This is a genomic window from Brevibacillus choshinensis, from assembly GCF_001420695.1.
GTDB lineage: Bacteria > Bacillota > Bacilli > Brevibacillales > Brevibacillaceae > Brevibacillus > Brevibacillus choshinensis.
Map to the genome: position 1 here is coordinate 344,306 of NZ_LJJB01000010.1, position 18,677 is coordinate 362,982.

At 47.9% G+C, this 18,677-nt stretch carries 16 protein-coding genes, 2 pseudogenes and 1 other annotated feature (1 of these 19 cut by a window edge); of the genes and pseudogenes, 7 read left to right on the forward strand and 11 right to left on the reverse strand.

The window, feature by feature from the left end; all coding sequences use genetic code 11:
* Positions 1-101: a binding site (T-box leader), on the forward strand; it begins 116 nt to the left of the window's first position.
* A gap of 41 nt (positions 102-142) precedes the next feature.
* Positions 143-2,005, forward strand: coding sequence for an arginine--tRNA ligase (locus AN963_RS11965; RefSeq protein ID WP_055744828.1), 1,863 nt, complete (start codon positions 143-145; stop codon positions 2,003-2,005).
* A gap of 127 nt (positions 2,006-2,132) precedes the next feature.
* Positions 2,133-5,261, forward strand: a complete 3,129-nt coding sequence (locus tag AN963_RS11970) for a hybrid sensor histidine kinase/response regulator (protein ID WP_407922552.1) — start codon at positions 2,133-2,135, stop codon at positions 5,259-5,261.
* 74 nt (positions 5,262-5,335) lie between these two features.
* Here AN963_RS11970 and AN963_RS11975 read toward each other — a convergent pair whose 3' ends face one another.
* From AN963_RS11975 to AN963_RS11990, 7 genes and pseudogenes are all read right to left on the reverse strand, one after another.
* Positions 5,336-5,764 (reverse strand): small multi-drug export protein, encoded by a 429-nt coding sequence (locus AN963_RS11975; protein ID WP_055744830.1) that lies wholly within the window; start codon positions 5,762-5,764, stop codon positions 5,336-5,338.
* 87 nt (positions 5,765-5,851) lie between these two features.
* Entirely contained in the window at positions 5,852-6,319 is a 468-nt protein-coding gene (locus AN963_RS11980; RefSeq protein WP_055744831.1) for a DinB family protein, read from the reverse strand.
* A 25-nt stretch (positions 6,320-6,344) separates the two neighbouring features.
* Positions 6,345-6,448, reverse strand: a pseudogene (locus tag AN963_RS31915) (NAD(P)-dependent alcohol dehydrogenase); the annotation flags it as partial.
* Between the two features lie 86 nt (positions 6,449-6,534).
* A complete protein-coding gene (locus AN963_RS31160) occupies positions 6,535-6,708 on the reverse strand; it encodes a hypothetical protein (RefSeq protein WP_161827276.1) in 174 nt (57 codons plus the stop codon).
* A 249-nt stretch (positions 6,709-6,957) separates the two neighbouring features.
* Positions 6,958-8,429, reverse strand: a pseudogene (locus AN963_RS11985) (aldehyde dehydrogenase family protein).
* 39 nt (positions 8,430-8,468) lie between these two features.
* Complete coding sequence (locus AN963_RS31920) at positions 8,469-8,660, reverse strand: copper amine oxidase (RefSeq protein WP_236707963.1); 192 nt, start codon at positions 8,658-8,660, stop codon at positions 8,469-8,471.
* Between the two features lie 37 nt (positions 8,661-8,697).
* The gene (locus tag AN963_RS11990; protein WP_236707964.1) at positions 8,698-10,749 is read right to left on the reverse strand and encodes a copper amine oxidase; all 2,052 of its coding nucleotides are present in this window, start codon (positions 10,747-10,749) and stop codon (positions 8,698-8,700) included.
* Positions 10,750-10,914: 165 nt separating this feature from the next.
* Between AN963_RS11990 and AN963_RS11995 the strand changes: the two genes are divergently transcribed.
* Positions 10,915-11,724, forward strand: coding sequence for a helix-turn-helix domain-containing protein (locus AN963_RS11995; RefSeq protein ID WP_055744832.1), 810 nt, complete (start codon positions 10,915-10,917; stop codon positions 11,722-11,724).
* Positions 11,725-11,775: 51 nt separating this feature from the next.
* On the opposite strand, the gene AN963_RS12000 is transcribed toward AN963_RS11995, so the two are convergent.
* From AN963_RS12000 to AN963_RS12010, 3 genes are read right to left on the reverse strand one after another with little or no spacing between them, the layout of a single operon-like run.
* Positions 11,776-13,188 carry an amino acid permease gene (locus AN963_RS12000; protein ID WP_055744833.1) on the reverse strand — a complete coding sequence of 471 codons (1,413 nt, stop codon included), beginning with the start codon at positions 13,186-13,188 and terminating at the stop codon, positions 11,776-11,778.
* Positions 13,189-13,234: 46 nt separating this feature from the next.
* The gene (locus tag AN963_RS12005; RefSeq protein ID WP_055744834.1) at positions 13,235-13,870 is read right to left on the reverse strand and encodes a YitT family protein; all 636 of its coding nucleotides are present in this window, start codon (positions 13,868-13,870) and stop codon (positions 13,235-13,237) included.
* 10 nt (positions 13,871-13,880) lie between these two features.
* Positions 13,881-15,020, reverse strand: coding sequence for an aminotransferase class V-fold PLP-dependent enzyme (locus AN963_RS12010; RefSeq protein ID WP_055744835.1), 1,140 nt, complete (start codon positions 15,018-15,020; stop codon positions 13,881-13,883).
* Between the two features lie 47 nt (positions 15,021-15,067).
* On the opposite strand from AN963_RS12010, the gene AN963_RS12015 reads away from it, so the two are divergent.
* Together AN963_RS12015 and AN963_RS12020 are read left to right on the forward strand one after the other, a co-directional pair.
* Complete coding sequence (locus AN963_RS12015; RefSeq protein WP_055744836.1) at positions 15,068-15,760, forward strand: Crp/Fnr family transcriptional regulator; 693 nt, start codon at positions 15,068-15,070, stop codon at positions 15,758-15,760.
* 112 nt (positions 15,761-15,872) lie between these two features.
* Positions 15,873-16,055, forward strand: coding sequence for a hypothetical protein (locus AN963_RS12020; RefSeq protein ID WP_055744837.1), 183 nt, complete (start codon positions 15,873-15,875; stop codon positions 16,053-16,055).
* Between the two features lie 12 nt (positions 16,056-16,067).
* Here AN963_RS12020 and AN963_RS12025 read toward each other — a convergent pair whose 3' ends face one another.
* A complete protein-coding gene (locus AN963_RS12025) occupies positions 16,068-16,574 on the reverse strand; it encodes a hypothetical protein (protein WP_055744838.1) in 507 nt (168 codons plus the stop codon).
* A 156-nt stretch (positions 16,575-16,730) separates the two neighbouring features.
* Here AN963_RS12025 and AN963_RS32270 point away from each other — a divergent pair, with 156 nt between their 5' ends.
* On the forward strand, positions 16,731-16,862 hold the full coding sequence (locus tag AN963_RS32270; RefSeq protein ID WP_269084395.1) for a hypothetical protein: 132 nt from the start codon (positions 16,731-16,733) through the stop codon (positions 16,860-16,862).
* Between the two features lie 769 nt (positions 16,863-17,631).
* Positions 17,632-18,549 carry a class I SAM-dependent methyltransferase gene (locus AN963_RS12040; RefSeq protein WP_407922544.1) on the forward strand — a complete coding sequence of 306 codons (918 nt, stop codon included), beginning with the start codon at positions 17,632-17,634 and terminating at the stop codon, positions 18,547-18,549.
* Positions 18,550-18,677: the final 128 nt, after the last annotated feature.

Consider the following 18,677-nt stretch of genomic DNA (forward strand, 5'->3'; position numbering starts at 1 on the left):
ACAGTAGGAAGTCACGGCAAAGACCGTTATCTTATTGAGTGGTTAAACGAAAGTTTGACAACAAGAGTGGTACCGCGAATGCATACGCCTTCGTCTCTTTTATGGAGACGAGGGCTTTTTTATTTTGAGAGGAGGAGCTATCATGATCAGCCAATCGATCGTCAGGAGCTTAGAGCATTCTACGAAAAGCTTGTTTCATGAACTAGGTCTCGACTATACAGATGACGTGAAAATCTCCGTAGAACAACCTGCTCATTTGGAACATGGCGACTACTCCACAAATATTGCCATGCAACTAGCGAAAGTATTACGAAAAGCACCCATTCAAATAGCGGAGATGTTGAAAGACAGGCTGGAAAAGGACGGCAGCATAGATCAATTGGTTAGGAAAATCGAAGTGGCTCCGCCAGGTTTTATCAATATGTACATCGACTGGGGACAATGGGCACAGAGGGACTTTGTCCTTCCTACGAATTCTGGTGATAAGGTAGTAATCGAACATACTTCGATTAATCCAAATAAGTCAGCTCATATCGGACATTTACGAAACTCATGTATTGGCGATGCTCTTGTGCGACTTTTAAAGCGTGTCGGATATAACGTGGAAGTGCACAATTATATCGACGATTTAGGCAATCAGCTAGCTGATACCGTGGTAGGGCTATTGAATGTACCCCTAAAGAAAGAGCACACACGCTTTGGGGACTTCTCCTGGGATATATATTCTCAAGTAAACAAGGAATATGAACTAAATCCACAGCTCATGGAGCAGCGAACCAAAGTCCTCCATTCGCTCGAGGAGGGGGATGAGAACTTATCTTGGGTCGGATTGCTCGTGGCTGAGCGAATCGTTCGTGAACATCTCGAAGAAATGAATGCATTTGGCATCCACTATGATTTGCTGGTATGGGAAAGCAATATCGTTAGAGAGGGTTTCTGGGATTCGGCATTCGACCTGCTGAAACAAACATCCCATTTTTATCAGGAAACTTCCGGAAAGCTCGAAGGATGCTGGGTACTCAAACAATCTTCCTCTGAATTCGAAGATAGTGATCCAGAACATAACATAGACAAGGTTTTAGTTCGTTCCAATGGAATTTTGACCTATACAGCAAAAGATATTGCTTACCATCTGTGGAAATTTGGATTACTAAATAAGGACTTCCTGTATAAGCGCTTTTCCGAAGGCTTATGGTCGACGCATAGCACTGGAACCGATTCCGCTTATGGCAAAGCAGATATGGTCATTAATGTAATCGACTATCGCCAGCAATACCCTCAAGCCATGGTTAAACAGGCTCTTGATATTTTAGGTTTCACGGCGCAGGCTGAGAAGCTCAGACACGTAAGCTATGGCGTAGTCTCCCTAAGTCCATCAGCCGCAAAAGAGCTAGGAATAGATACTTCCGCTGGAAAAGCTTCCTACGCCATGTCCGGAAGACAAGGAATTGGGGTTAAGATATCCGAATTACTCGACTTAATGGAAGGTATCATTGAGAGGAAACGTTCAAACAAGCAAGGTCTATCGAGTAGAATCATCGCGGCAGCGGCGATCCGTTACTACCTTCTCCGCTTTCATTTATCGACAGAGGTCGTTTTCGATATGGAACAAGCAACAGAAACTACGGGAAATTCAGGGGTATATTTGATGTATGCTCACGCTCGCGCCGTCAGTATTTTAAGCAAAGCTGAGGATGAATCAATCAGTAAACCACTCGTTCCAGGCGAAATCAATCAGATAGAAAAAGCTGAACACGTATTACTCAGGCATTTAGCTAACTGGCAAGATACTTTATATGTCGCCTATACCGAATTGTCTCCAAACGTCGTGTGCAATTATGCTCATGAGTTGGCAACCTTGTTCAACAATTTCTACGCATCTTGTCCCATTCTTAAAGCGAGCGAAGATCAAAAAACATTGAGACTATGGCTGACCTTACAATTCAAAGAGACAATTAGTGATGCCCTAACGGTGCTTGGGCTGCCTACGCCTGACCGTATGTAAGAGAAAGGCAGCCGGTCCACTTATGCCGGCTGCCTACTTGTGTTGTTTTTTGCTTTTTTTATACTATTTCTAATCATGGAGCATGAAAAAAGGAATAAACGCTAGTTAAGTCAAATTTCTTTGTATGATGATGCGAATATTGAATCCAACCACCCTAAGATATATAGCGGCAACTTTCCTATTCCTTATCGTTCTCCTTGGCCTGAGATGGTCTTGGTCCGAGATCTTTTCTACATGGGAGCACCTTCGTGCTGTCACGGGTGTAATTGACATGCGTGGTTGGGACTTAGAGAATTCACCCACGATCCCTCTGGATGGCGAGTGGCAATTCTTACCGAATCAATTCGTCTCTCATCAGGACGTACCACTGAAGGAAAGCCAATTCCGCAACATTCAGGTTCCGGGAGACTGGAGCAGCGCACTGTCTAGTGGGGCGGAGCACTCGTATGGGCATGGAACGTATCGGCTACGCATTCTAGTAGATCCGCTACAGCAGCCTGTCTCCTTTTGGGTTCGTGGAATACAAGCCTCATCCGGACTGGAAATAAACGGTCAAAACGAGGCGGACATCGGAAAACCTGCTGAGAATGCACAGGAGTACTCCCCAAAAAATATCTCATACACAGCTTCGTACGCTGTTGAAGGTACAGAAGAGATAGAATTACTTATTCGAGTAGCCAACTTTGAAGATCCTTTTAACGGTGGGATTATACGCTCCATTCGCTTTGGCTCTCAGGCGTCGATAGATTACGTGCGCTGGTATTCCATCGGGTTTCAATTGGTTACTTTTATTGTTTTGATGCTTCACTCTTTATACGCATTCATTCTCTATCTATTTAATCCTCGGGAACGGGCCTTGTTTCTTTTCGGCCTGCTGACGATAGCGGTCGCAGTATCGGTTGTGGCTGGTCATGATAACATTCTCTTGCTGTGGCTGCCGATCAATTACACATGGGCGTTGAAGATCAAATTGCTCTCCCTCGTATGGCAAACGTTTTTCATTCTTCTTGTCTTTCGCAGACTCTCCTCGGCTTCTTCGAACAATGGATGGTTGCGAGTGTACACTTGGGCGCTCGTCTCTTATTCAGGATTTCTATTAGCTGCAACTGCCCCATTGGTGAATGGATCGGTTGCATTAGGGATATTTATGTTCTTCTATACCTTCCCTTTTGTTTGGTTTGTTTATGTAATCGGAACGATGATCTTCAGGAAGCAAGCAGACATCGACACTGTCTTCTTGCTACTATGCGCAGCGGGCATTATGTCTAACCTTCTTTGGAGCTTATGGAATAATTATCGGGAGGTTACAGTCGTCTACTACCCATTCGATATCATTGCAGCCATTGTTGGTTTTTCTACGTACTGGTTCAAAAAATTCTTTCGTCATTCTATGGAAAACACGAAACTCAACGAACAGTTAAAGCAAGCTGACAAGCTGAAAGACCAATTTCTCGCCAATACGTCACACGAACTGAGAACTCCTTTGCACGGTATTATGAACATCGCTCAGACCGTTGTAACGAATGAGAAAGAGAAGATGAGTACAAAAAGCCTTAAAGACATGGAACTGCTTATCACCATAAGCAAGCGCATGTCACATATGCTTGGCGATCTTCTCGATGTCGCACGCCTCCAGGAACACCGTATTGTCCTGCAGCAAGAGCCCTTAAAAATTCAATCAATCGTTCCCGGTGTAATCGCCATGTTGAAGTTCATGGTAGATGGCAGGCCAATCCATCTACAAGTGGACATAGCAGAATCGATGCAGCCTGTCATGGCCGATGAAAAAAGACTCGTGCAAATTTTGTATAACTTATTGCATAACGCTCTCAAATATACAGAAGAAGGAAAGATCTCCGTTGCCGCCGAGATTCAAGAGGGACGAGTTGTCATTCATGTCTCTGATACCGGGGTCGGCATGAATGAGGAGACACAGGCGCGTGTATTTCTCCCTTATGAACAGGGCTCTTATGGAGTAAGCGACGGAAGAGGAATCGGACTGGGCCTTAGCATCTGCAAACAGCTGGTAGAATTGCACGGTGGTGAGCTTACCATTCGCTCCGAGTTGAGTAAAGGTTCCGTATTCAGTTTTGATTTGCCAATCGCCAACTTGTCGGATGTCCATTTGTCACAAGACGCTCTTCCTTCCCAACATATAGCGGATGGAGCGGAAGAAAGGTCCCTTGGATTCATTTTTCCAGACAGCGCAATTGGCGAATTGGCTACGACCGTAGTTACCCCACCTCTTTTAAGTGATGGAAAGGTGAACATTCTTGCAGTGGATGACGACCCGGTAAATCTGAAAGTGCTCGTGGGAATCCTGTCGACGGAACCATATACCATCACAACAGCGAATTCGGCACGCGAAGTATTGGAATTGCTAGGCACACAGCAATGGGATCTCTTGATTGCCGATGTCATGATGCCGCACATGTCCGGCTACGAGTTGACGCAGAGAGTACGCGAGCATTACTCGGTATCAGAGCTTCCCGTTTTGCTACTCACTGCACGTAGTCAGCCTGCTGATATCTATACCGGATTTTCGGCAGGAGCGAACGATTATGTGACCAAGCCAGTAGATGCGCTAGAACTAAAATACCGAATCAGGGCATTGACCACGCTAAAGCAATCTATCAATGAACGCTTACGCATAGAAGCCGCCTACTTGCAGGCACAAATTCACCCTCATTTTCTATTCAACACGCTTAATTCCATTATGGCCTTGAGTGATATAGACACGGAGAAAATGCAGAATCTGGGGGATGCTTTTGCTTCCTTTTTACGGATCAGCTTTGATTTTCTAAATACGAATGAACTGGTCGCGCTTTCCCATGAGCTGGAGCTTGTTGAAGCCTACTTGTATATTGAAAAAGAACGGTTTGAGGACAGATTGTCTATCATTTGGGAAGTTGACCCCAACATCGACTTGCTTCTCCCTCCGCTTTCGATCCAGCCGTTGATTGAAAATGCTGTCAAGCACGGGATCCTCAGTCAGAAAAATGGCGGTACGGTTCATATACGGATTACTCGTCAGGGAGGCTCCACCCTTATCGAAGTCAAAGATAATGGCAAGGGAATGGAACAAGAAAAGGTTCTCCAGCTTTTGAGTCCAGCGATGAAGGGAAAAGGCGGGATCGGACTTTCCAATACAAATCGACGATTGATACAGTTGTACGGTCAAGGCCTGTCCATTCTCAGCAAGCCAAACGAAGGAACAACCGTCTCATTTGTCATTCCCGATAGTCGAATAAAGTAGGTTTCTCTTATTAAAAAACAGACCGAGTAGAGCCTGTAAAATATGCTCTCCGGTCTGTTATTTGTTGGAAAAGATTAACTCAAGAACTGCAGAAGACCCAAGGATACGGCAGTGGTCAAAATTACGCTCCATATGACGATACCCACCGACATCCACCACATTAGCTTTCCCGTAGGCGCACCCAGCGATATGCCAATGGCCGCTCCCAAAGGGGCTCCCGTTAGTAACGGCGAGGCTAATCCCAGGCCGATCACTCCATATTTCTCCCAAATATGGACCATGCGCCCTCGCTTTTTCCCCTTTTTTTCCATCCGTTTTACCAACCAGTTGCGAAGTGATCCTCCCAAGAAAATGACAATCCCGGCACTAGCCATTGCTCCGATCGCACTTAGGATTCCTGTGACAACTGCGGAAAGCTGCAAGGCAAACCCCAGCGGGATTGCCGCCCAGAGTTCCAGCATGCTTGTTCCGATTACACTTCCCCATTTCCAGACCATTTCCATATAATCTGCTCTGTCCCCTCTCGTTGTCGTTTTGCTAATCATATAAAAGACTGCAAAAGAGGGTATAAAGTTACCATTATTGGGAAATTAGACAGAAAGACGATACGCCTCCTTCACCCGTTCTATCTGGGCAAGATGGTCACGAACATGATTGACGCGATATTCCAGCAATTGCGTAAAGGTAAACCGTCCCGCATCCGCGTACACCCCTACCCGCTCGCTTTGTTCGCTCGTCAGGTGGACCAGTATAGTCTGCATACTGGAACGCAGCATTTGGAATAGAAGCAAGGCCTGTTCACGGTCCAGCAGATCATACCCCAAGTTATTCGCCCAAGCGTTTTGGTCAAATGAAATCAGCAGTGGTTCTTCCTCAGCCAAGACTTTTTTCAACCGATGTGTTGACAAAATTTCTGAGTCCGTCACGTGGATGAGAATCTGATGGATACTCCATTTGTCCGGTGCAGGCTTGAATCGAAGCGCCTCCTCACTCAATCCTTCGATGACTTGTCGCAGCATCGTGTACCCATGACCGTACTCTTCTATCAACTCTTTCACTTTTTTCTCCCCCTGTAATATCTTTCCCGGCTAGCTCCACACCTAGAATAGGGTCTCTTGGTTTTCTGAGACCTAAAATAATCGCATGAGTACCCAGTACAAGATAGGACTGTTAAAACTTCGAACTCTCTCATTGACTTCCCTCTGAACCTTAATTTGCAATGAATGAATAGCTCCGTGAGTGCCTACTGCTCCTTATGTCTCGTTACTGAAATCTATTTTGGTTCGACAAATTTTAGTGTCAAGGTTTCTGAATGTTCACCTAGCTCATCGTTCCATGTAAGATGGAAAACAGGAAAATCTCCAAAAAAGTCTTTCACTTCCTTTTCGTTAACCCCTTTTTTAAATTCCTTTTGATGCTGCTCTGTATTAGGAATGTCTTGAAACATCTCAATATATCCTTCTGCGAAATTGGGATGATCTACATTCCCTGTAGATTGGCTTGTTTTTGTTAAATCAACTTCATACTCATCCCCCCTCTATCCCTTATAGGATTTATACGCTTACAAATATAGGAAGTTGCAAAACTTGATTCATCCGACCTTGGGAACATCTTTTGCCTTTTATAAACACAGCCAGGCAACCGTCGTACAGACGGTTGCCCCGTGATTCTTTCCACTCCGTATGCATTTTGTATGCTACACTCCGTACCAGTTCAACCCTTGCTTGCCCAAGTCCACCCAGACACTCTTCGTATGTGTATACATATCCATCGCCTGCATCCCCAGCTCACGACCGAAACCGCTTTGTTTCGTGCCGCCAAATGGAGTCGTACTGTCGAGCATGCTGTACGTATTAATATAAACGGTGCCAGCCTGCAAACCACGAGCCATGCGATGTGCCCGCTTCAAGTCGTTGGTCCAGACACCGGAAGCTAAACCGTACGTCGTGTCGTTGGCCAGCCTGATTGCCTCCTCCTCATCCTTGAAGCGAATGACGGAAATGACAGGCCCGAATATTTCCTCACGCGCGATCGTCATGTCATTCGTGACGTTCTCAAAAATGGTTGGGGAAAAGTAGTACCCCGTCCCTGCCTGCGGATTACGCTTGCCTCCTAGAACGAGGTTGGCTCCCTCTTCCAAGCCTTTCTCCACATAGTGCTCGATTCGTTCCAGCTGCGTCATGGATACCTGTGGTCCCATTTGCGTCATCGGGTCCAGGGGATTTCCTACCCGAATGGTTTGCGCCTTTTTGCTGAATGCATCCAGGAATTGATCGTACACGCTATCCTGCACGAATAGACGGGATCCAGCGGCACACACCTGTCCTTGGGCAAAGTAGATTCCAAAGAGTGCGCCGTTGACTGCGTCTTCGAGTTCGGCGTCGGCAAAAACGATATTCGGAGACTTGCCGCCAAGCTCCAGTGAAACTGGTTTGAGATGCTTGCTCGCTGCCTGCATGATCAATCTACCTGTCGCTGTGGAACCGGTGAAAGCGATCTTGTCCACATCCGGATGCGCTGCCAATGCATCCCCCGCGACCGCGCCGTAGCCTGGGACGACGTTGATAACCCCATCGGGAATACCCGCCTCTTGAAAGACTTTCGCTAATTCCAACATGCTGATCGGGGTCTGCTCCGCCGGTTTGATGACGATGGTATTCCCAGCTGCCAATGCTGGAGCCAGCTTCCACATCGCCAGCATGAGTGGGAAATTCCAAGGCACGATGGCACCAATAACGCCGATTGGCTCACGCAACGTATAGTTGAATCGATTGCCTGGGAGGCTAGCGTTTCACCTTGCACTTTGTTCGCCAGCCCCGCATAAAATTCCAGCACATCAATCGTAGCAGGCATCGCGATGTACTTGGTTTCGTTGATGGGCAAACCATTGTCACTGGATTCTACCTCTGCGAGATAATCGAGCTTTTCCCACATTTTTTGTGCGGCGCGATATAACAATCTACCGCGATCCCCAGGTGCCATCTCAGCCCATGGTCCCGTTTGAAAAGCTTTTCGGGCTGCCTTTACAGCCAGATCGACATCTTCTGCTCCAGCTTCTGCTACCACACCATTTACTTCCCCGGTAGCTGGATTGAGCGAATCAAAGGTCTTGCCTGACAATGCATGTACCCATTTTCCATCAATGAACATTTGGTAGTTTTGTGCCATCTTTATCTCCCCCGATTCTTTGATTGATATAACGTGGAATTACTTCTCTTCAGGCAAGTCCAAGGTAGGAGTCTGATCAAAGAAATTCCATGGCTTCAGCATCGCGTGCACCCACTCCGTAGGCATGATCGGCCATTCCTCCGCACGGGCGACGTGGGTCGTGCCTGTCGTCATCCAAACCACATTGTCTGTGTTCACGATCGAATCATTATTGGCGGTGAACTCCTTCAAACCGGTATCCGTCTTGGCACGATTCGGGTATTTTCCCTCAGGGAATCGCTCGTCTGGGCTGGCTGTATTTCGTTACCCAGATTTGTTTATCCATGAAGTTTACTCGGTTGTACAACCACTCATCCTTGCTAAACATGACTCCTTTTGCTACTGGATGGGTCCCACCTGCATACGGGATGATTTGATAGGATACCGGATTGCCCACCTTGTTCTCTTTATTTGGATTGCTAAGCAAACGGATGGTCGAAGGATCGAAGTTTTGAATGGCATCCTGCTCAGTAGTGACCGTTTTTTGTTCGGTTACGATAGCACTCTTGCGTGGTCCGCCTGCCGTATTTTTCTCGATCTGTGGGTTGAGCTCTGTCAGCACATTGCTCTCGCCATCCACGTCCAAATCGAGTCGGAAGTTATAAATGTGCTGGTGGGTCGTCCCCACAATGTTATGGTCGATCAGTGTGCCATAGCGGGTATCTTCTTTGGCCGTCGCATCGTGCATGGTGGACGATTTGACTGCCTTTACTGCTTCAATACCTGTCGCGCCGACATCGATTTTGATTGTGCCGTTCGGAGACAAGATCCAGTCAAAAATATAATCGTAGTTGCCCACCGTGCTGATCCAGCGAACGACCAGCTCGCGGCGTTCACGACTCACGTTGTCTTTGCCCATCTCTTGATGCTTGAACTCGGGTCCAGCGTATTGCTCAAAGATGGCTATAGCCTTTGGAATGGTGTACGGATTTCCGTCATTGTCTGAAATGGTGGCATCGAAAAGCTGTGCATTGTCAGGCACATCTGTCCCTTTTTGTAGGGAAGACGTCAATACGCCCATTCCATAGTCACCGGAATCCAGATACGCTTTGAAATACCAGCCCACGTCCGGATCGCCATAAGGAACGATCATCCCTCCCAGTGACCCTTCGTACATGATTTTTCGTTTGATGCCATTGTCGTTGTACGTCATCGTAGAAAGCACGGGACCTACTCTGGAATCGAGACGCAGATGGAAATCCCAGTTGCCCCAGTGAATGGTGTTACCTTCGAGCCCGTAGTTTTTCCCTTGCGGTTCTGTGATGGTGAGCGGCTTCACGCTCTGCTTGTCCTGCTGATTTCGTCCATCGTACGGGGTCGGCTTCAACGGTACCGGAATCACTCCGGCGTCCTCGATCTTAATGACTTTCTTTTGCTCCAGATCTACGATTGCTACGAGGTTTTCGATGGGGTGTGCCCAGTAGTTTCCGTCTCCCACATCCAGATAGGAAACGACCTTCAGCAACCGCAAATCTTGCTTCAAGCCATCCGCCTCATTGAAGTATCCGACCGTGAGTGGCGTGGCGACCACCTTTTTCACATCGTTGATTCCCCGCTTTTTGAGAGCATCCGCATACTCCTGGCTTTCCTCGATGGCTGTCTGCACGGTCTGGAAGTCATCCAGGATCACCATCCCGTGTGCCCCCTCTATTTCCTTCCAGGAGACGAGCTTTTTCGTGACGAGATCTACCTCGCTTTCGATGACTTTCTTTCCGTCCAGCATGACCACATTCGCTGACCGCTCGAATGCTTGCTTTTGCCCGTACACCCAGCTCCATACCTTGGCTTTATCAGGTTCTTTTAACGATATTTGCGTAAAACGCAGGCTCTTTTTATAGGAATCGGATGCTTTGACGACGTTCACTACGGCATTGATTTCTTCGGCAGTCAGTGGATTAAGAGGGTGTTCTTCCTTTTGGACGGAGACCGTCTGATCCAGCTGTGACTGGAAGACTTCGTTGAGGAAGTGATGGGATACATAGAGCGTTCCGTTTTTATTGACGACAGGAGCCTCCAGCTTGACTGTCTTACCATTGACTTGCACCTCTACCATATTGGGCTTTAGTGTTACAATGGTTCCGTCCCTCTTGACCTGCGCTGTCTGCGTCTTGCTATCCCAAGCGACAGTTCCGCCAAATTCCTCGACCATCGGCTTGAGAGGAAGGTATTCCGCCTCTCCTCCGTGCGCGCTGACCCTTTCAACGAACGGCACAGAAGGCGCCGTCGCAAATGTTAGCGCTGTCATGAATACTGCCGTGGACATGATGATTTTTTTCTGCATGAAGATCCCCCCGCATTTTCAACTCTTTGCACGTCCATTTTATGGGGAGGAATCGGACGCTGTATTGTAAATTTCGGAACTATCAGTTTACTTTCATTTGGTTCATACTAGAGGTAACTGCTTGTTGTGAATACCCGATGACTTTGTAAAGGTGGTTATGGATGAATGAATCGCGTTGAAATTGCCGCCAATTTGCCTCCTGTCCAATACGGTTTTCGGCTGGAGACTAGTAGCTATCAAGAGAGGCTCGTCCCCTATCTGGGTCAAACTGTTCTTTTCTATCAATACGTCGTCATGGGCAAGACCGTTGACGCGATTCGTGTCGTGCCTGATGGCTGTATGGACGTGCTCATCTGCTGTGACCCCAAGCGGCCGCACTCTCTGATTTGCGGTACCATCCTGCAAGGAGAAAGCATTCCCTTTCATGCAGGCGCCACGTATTTCGGGGTTCGTCTCACCCCTTTGCAAAGCTTGCATCTGTCTCCTACTCCGTTCCGAGAATTGATCGACAGACAGCTTCATTTGGGAGATGTGGTTCACGGGGTCAGCAGCCTCTGTGATGACATCGCGGAAAAAGCTTCGTTTTCCCAGAGAATCGCCCATTTCGAACGGTTTTTGTTGCCCAAGCTGCTGTCGAATGACCAACCGTACGGATGGCTCCCCTACTGTTTGCAGCAAATCTATCAATCCAAAGGGAATGTCTCCGTCGATCAGCTAGCGGATGATATCGGCTTCTCTACCCGCTACATTCGCAAGAAGTTTGTAGAGACGCTCGGACTCTCGCCGAAACAATACAGCCGCATTACTCGCTTTCAAAATACACTTTCGTCTATGATGAACCGTACGACCACCTCCGGAAATATCGCCAGCGAACACGGATACTACGATCAAGCCCATTTCATCAAAGATTTCAAGCATTTCAGCCTGTTCACCCCCATGCAAATTATCATGCTGTTACAGACTCCCCCTTTTTAACCACATAACAAAAAGTCCACCTAAGATGAGGTGGACTGAAGTCATTGCTTTTTATGCCGTTTTGCCAGACTGACCTTTCTGCGTTTGCGTCAGCTTTTTCTTATACTTGGTGTAGTAGATCAACGTGAGAAACACCAACCATGGTACCCCGATAATCCAGGAGACGTTCCAGAACTCTGTATCCAGCCCCATGGTGATCAAAATCGCCGCAATCAGTACGATCCCGATGATCTGCAGGACTGGGAACCAAGGAGCCCGGACTGGAAGCTTTTCGCCTCCATTTTGCTCCCATTGCTTGCGGAACTTCAGATGAGAGAGTAGCGTCAGGAGCCAAACGAATAGGGCACCGAACAGGGCAATCCCAAACAAATAGTTGTAAGCGAGCGGGCTAATTTTGGATATGAGAGCGGCCAGCGCCACCCCGATACTGGACAGCAGGAGCGCATTGACGGGCGTCCCATTCTTGGTCAGTTTGCCGAGTGCCTCCGGTGCATAGTCACTACGCGACAGAGAAAAGATCATCCGCGAGGTCATGTAGAGATTGGTATTCATGCTGGATAATGCCGCCGTCAGGACGACGAAGTTCATGATACCTGCCGCAGCTGAAATCCCCACGTGATTGAAGACGAGCACAAACGGGCTTTGGGCAATTTCCTTTGCACCCGCATTAATCCAGGGTACGACGGCAATCATGATGCCCATCGCGAGGAAGTAGAACACGATCAGGCGCACAACCATCGTCCGCATCGCACGCGGGACAGCCGAGCGCGGATCTTTTGCCTCTCCCGCCGTCACTGCGATTACCTCAACCCCTACGAAGCTAAAGATCGCCATCAGCACAGCCATCCATACGCCGCCAAATCCGTGCGGCATAAATCCGTCGTGCTTGGTGAAATTCTCAAGGCCAACTGCCGGCGTGCCAATCCCCAACACGACTGCCACACCGAAAATAATGAAGGCAATAATAGCAACTACTTTGATCATGGCGAACCAGTATTCAATGCTGCCAAAGTTTTCAACCGAGCGAGAGTTGACGTAGATCAGGGCCGCTCCGAACCCGAGTGTCCAGACCCAGACGGGAATGTCAGGGAACCAGTACGTCATGTAAATCCCGACCGCAACTGCTTCTCCGCCTACCGCGATGACCTGTGCCGCCCAATACGTCCAACGAGAGGTAAAACCAGCCCAACCTCCCAAATACTTTTCGGCATACACCCCAAACGATCCCGCCGTTGGATGTGCGACCGCCATTTCCGAAAGTGAAAACATCATGATAACGGCGATAAATGCTGCGATCACATAGCTGAGGATTACTGCCGGCCCTGCGTAATTGATGGCGATCGCGCTCCCCATAAAGAGCCCGGTTCCAATCGCTCCCCCGAGTCCGATCATCGTCAGCTGGTTCTTGGTTAGTCCTCGGTGCAGACCTGATTCACGCTCGATAAAGTTGTCCTTATCCTTCATACGTGTACGCCTCCCCTTCATGACTCTCGATTTGCAATATTGCGAATTAACTCGTCGTACTAACCTCAGAATGGGATTCACTTCTTTTTGGCTGTCCCCATGCCATGCAGACATCGACTGCTTTCCCTGCCACCACAAGAGAGATGAGCGTGAAAATGGAGTGAAGAACATCCGACACCAGCCACGAAGCAATCACGATTAATGCATTCATGGCAATCATCATTCTGCCGATGGTGAGGGCTGGCCATATTTTGTTGATCACAACGCAAGCAATATCTACGCCACCTGTCGTTCCTCCGGCGCGCAAAACCAAGGCAATTCCTACACCACTCACGATCCCGCCGAGAAGCGTCCCTGCCAGCGGTTGATGCCAACCAGGCAAGAAAGCAAATAACCACAGAAACAATGACAAACTCACCATGCCGACCAAACTATGGATGACAAATTTTCTCCCGACAAATCGGTAGCCTAAGAGAAATAGCGGGACATTCAACAGAAAATAAATAAGTCCGAGTGACAGGGGGAGAAAGTAACTGAGCAAGACAGCTACTCCCCCCAAGCCTGGAGCGGTGATTTCATTCGGCTGCATGAACAGGTAATACGCGAGTGCGACTAGTGCTGTACCAGCCAAAATCATGCTCCATTCCTTCCCGATCGTCTTTACTTGGGACGCAGTAGTCATCAGTTCCCTCCTACAGGCTGGCAGGCAGCTCAGCTAATGCGTCGATCGCCGCCTTCACCTCATCCTCCGTGTTGTAAAAATGCGGAGCGATACGGATCACATCGTTGCGTGCGGATACGAGAATTCCTTTTTTCTTGAGAATGGCTTCCGCTTTGGACGCTTGCGGGATGTAAATAGCGGTATTGGCTGCCTTTTGGCTTAAATCGAGTGGGCTCATGACCCGCAGCCCTTTTTCTGCCGCATAGGAGATCGCGGTATGAGACAAGCTCTGCAAGTAGGCTTCGATCCGCTCTACCCCAATTTCGTTGAGCAGTCCAATGCTTGCTGCTGCCGCGTAACCATTGATCATCGGAGGTGTTCCCGTTTCAAAGCGACGAGCTCCCTGCGCATAATCCAGATGTTTGATGTCAAAGGCAAACGGGCTGACGCGTCCGAACCAGCCGGTCACCACAGGCTCCAGTTTTTCTGCCAGCTCCTTACGTACGTAAAGGAATGCAATTCCCGGGATTCCCAGCATGTACTTTTGAACACCAGCTGTAAGGAAATCAATGTCCATCTCTTTTACGTCGATGGCTACACTCCCCGCCGACTGGTAGGCATCCACAAACAAATACGAACCTTTTTCATGTACGATATCGGCGATTTTCCGCACATCCTGTTTGAAGCCATTGTAATACGAAACATGCGGTATCGAGGTAATCAGGGTCTGTTCATTTACCGACTGGCTGTAGTACTCTAGCGGTATGACCGAATCAGCTGCTGGAATAAACTGAATGTGTGCTCCTCTCTTCTGTTGAGCGAGCCACACATGGCCGATACTTGGGAAATCCATCTCTGTCGTCACGATCTGATTGCGTTCTCCTGAGAAATCCAGAGCGGTAGCTACGGAGGAAGCACAATCGGAAACGGAAGACAGGACGGCAATTTCTTCAGGAGAGGCATTGATCAGACGGGCGAATTGTCCTTTTGCTTCCTCCACCTTGTCCATCCACAGATTCCAGTCCATCCCGGTATAACGAAGCGTGTCCACGTATGCAGCAATCGCTTCCTCTACCGGGCGGCCGAGAGCACTTTGCGAGCAGCTGGACAGCTGTATTTTCTCGTTCAGAATCGGAAAATATTCTCTTTCCTTAGCAAATGGAAACGTCATAACAATCCCTCTTTCTATTGTTCAATGATTGTGGAGTGATACTTACCATGATTTCGTTCTTCGACGACAAGACCTCACCCTGGATGGAGGACCTCCCCTATGACTGGCGAGACGTTTACTCCCTCGGGCAATCGATCCCTTACCAAAAGCACGAAACCATTTTTCATCAGGACCATGCTGCGAAACACGTGTACATGGTTCTGCAGGGACGCATTCGCCTCTTTTTGACTACCCCTTCTGGTGATGAGAAAGCAATCGCCATCATTGGACGAAACGGACTACTCGGCGAATGCGGGCTGTTTGACCATCCCACCTTCAACAACGGGGCGATTACCGCCAGCAAGGCAACCCTGCTAAAGGTTCCAGTCGAACGGTTCAAGGAAGCGTTTTCAACAAACCTTACCATCGCTCACAACGTCCTCCGTTTTCTCGACGGAAAGAACCGGATACTCGCGTCGCACACCATGCAGCTCAGCTTTTACTCCGCTGCACAGCGGATTTGCTTTACCCTGATGCAACTGGGTAGTACGTACGGGAAAGAAGGAAACGGTAAACGAGTCATCACCGTCCGCTTCACTCATCAGGAGCTGGCCAATGTGGTCGGCACTTCGCGTGTGACCGTGGCCAACACGATGAAGGAACTCGAACGAAAGCACATCCTCTCCAAGGAAGGCGGCTTGTATGTCATTGAGGACGAAGCACAGCTGTACCGCTCCGTTTTAGATGGCCTATCGCTGTAATACCTTCACGATACAGGAAGAGTTCAGATGGAATCAGTAAAGCACTTTACACTTTTCGCATTTCGAGCCAAATTTCTGACAACAGAGGGTTGGAAAAAAGGAGGAGTGTTCGATGACTTTGTGGGTTTTTCTTGCGCTTGTGATCGGTGGGATTTTGCTGTTTGGGGTTCTTTACGAATCCATCTCTCGACGGTCGAAAAGAAGGGTACCCGTGAAGCCGGGCAAGTACGATCAAACGTACACGGAGCAACTGCTGCAGGATACACGGGATACGATTAACAGGACGGATGTGTAAAAAGGAATGCCTCTAGTCGACGGGAGACATTCCAAAAGAGATATTTTCAAAATCGTCCATGCTCAAAGCGTAAGATACTCGTACACCTTTCGCATTTTTAATGGCAAAGGCGACTTGATGGAGGTAGCCATCCCATGACGATTCGCGGTCACCGTTTGCTGCGATCACGCCTGCTGCCTCTTTATCGTCCCAAATGCTGAAGAAAGTTGTGTTCGGGTAATCACGGACGACTTGATTCACTATCCGTAGGGCCAATATTTTTCTCTCCAGCTCCTGTCCTCGCGGCGGCAAGCTCGAATAGATCACCAGTTCATTTGGCTTGCCCTCTTTCTTCTGTACGAAGATGGAGATGTCATCGGATGAAAGAAAATGTTCGACTTTGGCTTCCACGGTGGGGACGGATTTTTCTTTTTCTTTTTCATGTATGGTTGGGTTGGAAGCTCCGATGTCAGTGTCTGAACTACACGCCTGCAGAAGCATCGTCATCAACAGAGCAACGAGGTGGATTCCTTTTCGCAATGAGCATCCCTCTTTCTTCTTCACTTTTAATATTTTTCCATATTTTTACTAATAATCCTTCCTCAAAAAATTGATTTACTTGTCCGATTCCATATATCCAAGCATGGCTTGCCCTCCTGCATATGCTGGAAGGAGATAGACAAAGGGGGGATTTTCATGAAAAAGAAAAACGTCCGTGCCAAACGTCGTAACTGGAATAACTGGAACAACGGGAACAACTCCAGAACCTTTCGGATCACGCTTCGCCCTGGCGACAGGCTGGTAGTAACCGTCCGCGACGACGATTAATCTGCGTTCGAACAACAAAAGAGCCATTTTCCCCTAGGGATGATGGCTCTTTTTGGGTTATCGTTTTTTGCGACTTCCTTTGATTTTCGCGTTTCCTTTTGAATTAGTCCTTTGCTTGCCGGTTGCTCTTCGTTTTCCTTTTGCCTTTTTTGCCCGTACTTTCTGGTTGCTCCTTGCACTTTTGTTGAAAGCGACGGACCCCCGTCCTCCACCGACTGCATGCTGTTGCTTGGTGTTGGAGAAGAAGATAATCGATGCGTATAAAAATATCGGGATGATCCATAATAAAGTCATCGAGCTCGGTGGTGTGTTTGTTTTCAAACAGGCTTTAGTCTTTTAGGAGGCGATGTGCCATGGATGATTTAGACAACACCCAAGCGAGTAAGGGAAACCGTTCACAGTTGTAGGCTTCTAACTTCATAACGGAGGTAGATGCGTCGCACGTGATAATCGGTAACACCCTAAAACCTACGAGCTCGATGAATGCCGTCTCCATTATGGAGGCGGTTATTTCTTTTAGGAAAACGGAGAAAAAAGCTACGGTTCATAGTGCCACTTGAATTAAAAATCTTCTTAAATGAGAAAAAGCAGATGCACATGGCGATCTGCTTTTTTTACTCCATCTATTATTTGAAAAAAGAATGTTTATTTGAGACATAGATACATCATAGTTTATTACAAATTTTAACATAAGTCTATTGTTGTTGGAAAAATCCTTGTATGTTTATGGTGGGCTACGGAACACCAAAATATAGGAAGGAGAATGACTGTGGAGGAGCCATATTATTGGAATCGTCAAATCGCGTATTTGCACAAGTCGGCCAGTCTTTACTACAACGACGATTATCTAAAGTTTCTCGTCGATACGGTATGGAAGATCGATAGGCCTGTTCATATGATCGATTTTGGCTGTGGGTTTGGTCATTTGGGGCTTCGGCTACTCCCCTTTCTAAAAGAGGGATCGACGTATACCGGGATCGACGCTGGCACAAAGCTGATTGATCATGCTCGGCATTTATTTAAAAATTTGCCCTACGAAGTTGAATTTGTGGTTGGTGATTTCCTCTCCCTCCCCATCAATAAGAAGTATGACCTGGCGGTTTGCCATGCAGTGCTGCTTCATATGGCTGAGCCGATGCGAATGCTCAGGAAAATGGTTGACAGTGTTAAGACTGGTGGGAAAGTAATCGCGTTTGAACCTCACTGGAATGGCAATATGGCCAGCCACCATTTCCAAGGAATTGATCAGTCCAGAATCATTCCCCTTGGGCTTTTGCAAGAGTTATTTGAACGAGATGCCAAACGATACGGTAAGGATGGCAACATCGGCTTAAAACTTCCTCTGTACTTCAATCGCATTGGACTCAGTGACGTTCAGTGCCGGGTCAGTGATAAGGTGAACATCCTAGATCCTGAGGTGGATCGCGAAATTGCCGCACAGCTATACGAAGCGATTACATTTACTGACCCTGGAGACATCGAGCCCTTCATTCAATGCCTGATCGAACGTGGGATGCTGCCGGAAGAAGCACACCGGCAATACGAGGCTGAAAAGCTGCTATCAACTGCGTTTACTCCTTCTGTTGCGGCGACTTATGCGGCAGGCATGAAAATCACTTTTGGGAATGTCGTCGAACAGATCCAGCTGGATCAACAAAATATCCAGACAGCACTGGACTTACCATAGCAAAACGAAGCGCCCCTTATGGGTGCTTCTTCGCTTTATGCCCCCACACTTGCCGCCCGACAGGAGGTACGATTCCCCGCACCTCATAATTTCTCAACGAGCTTGTACCGATCCCTAATGGTTTGGCA

What these genes read in the sequence shown, in the direction of transcription:
- AN963_RS11965 (WP_055744828.1), top strand. Translation starts at nt 143, where the DNA reads ATGATCAGCCAATCGATCGTCAGGAGCTTAGAGCATTCTACGAAAAGC.
- AN963_RS11970 (WP_407922552.1), top strand. Translation starts at nt 2,133, where the DNA reads ATGATGCGAATATTGAATCCAACCACCCTAAGATATATAGCGGCAACT.
- AN963_RS11975 (WP_055744830.1), bottom strand. Translation starts at nt 5,764, where the DNA reads ATGGAAATGGTCTGGAAATGGGGAAGTGTAATCGGAACAAGCATGCTG.
- AN963_RS31160 (WP_161827276.1), bottom strand. Translation starts at nt 6,708, where the DNA reads ATGTTTCAAGACATTCCTAATACAGAGCAGCATCAAAAGGAATTTAAA.
- AN963_RS11990 (WP_236707964.1), bottom strand. Translation starts at nt 10,749, where the DNA reads ATGCAGAAAAAAATCATCATGTCCACGGCAGTATTCATGACAGCGCTA.
- AN963_RS11995 (WP_055744832.1), top strand. Translation starts at nt 10,915, where the DNA reads ATGAATCGCGTTGAAATTGCCGCCAATTTGCCTCCTGTCCAATACGGT.
- AN963_RS12000 (WP_055744833.1), bottom strand. Translation starts at nt 13,188, where the DNA reads ATGAAGGATAAGGACAACTTTATCGAGCGTGAATCAGGTCTGCACCGA.
- AN963_RS12005 (WP_055744834.1), bottom strand. Translation starts at nt 13,870, where the DNA reads ATGACTACTGCGTCCCAAGTAAAGACGATCGGGAAGGAATGGAGCATG.
- AN963_RS12010 (WP_055744835.1), bottom strand. Translation starts at nt 15,020, where the DNA reads ATGACGTTTCCATTTGCTAAGGAAAGAGAATATTTTCCGATTCTGAAC.
- AN963_RS12015 (WP_055744836.1), top strand. Translation starts at nt 15,068, where the DNA reads ATGATTTCGTTCTTCGACGACAAGACCTCACCCTGGATGGAGGACCTC.
- AN963_RS12020 (WP_055744837.1), top strand. Translation starts at nt 15,873, where the DNA reads ATGACTTTGTGGGTTTTTCTTGCGCTTGTGATCGGTGGGATTTTGCTG.
- AN963_RS32270 (WP_269084395.1), top strand. Translation starts at nt 16,731, where the DNA reads ATGAAAAAGAAAAACGTCCGTGCCAAACGTCGTAACTGGAATAACTGG.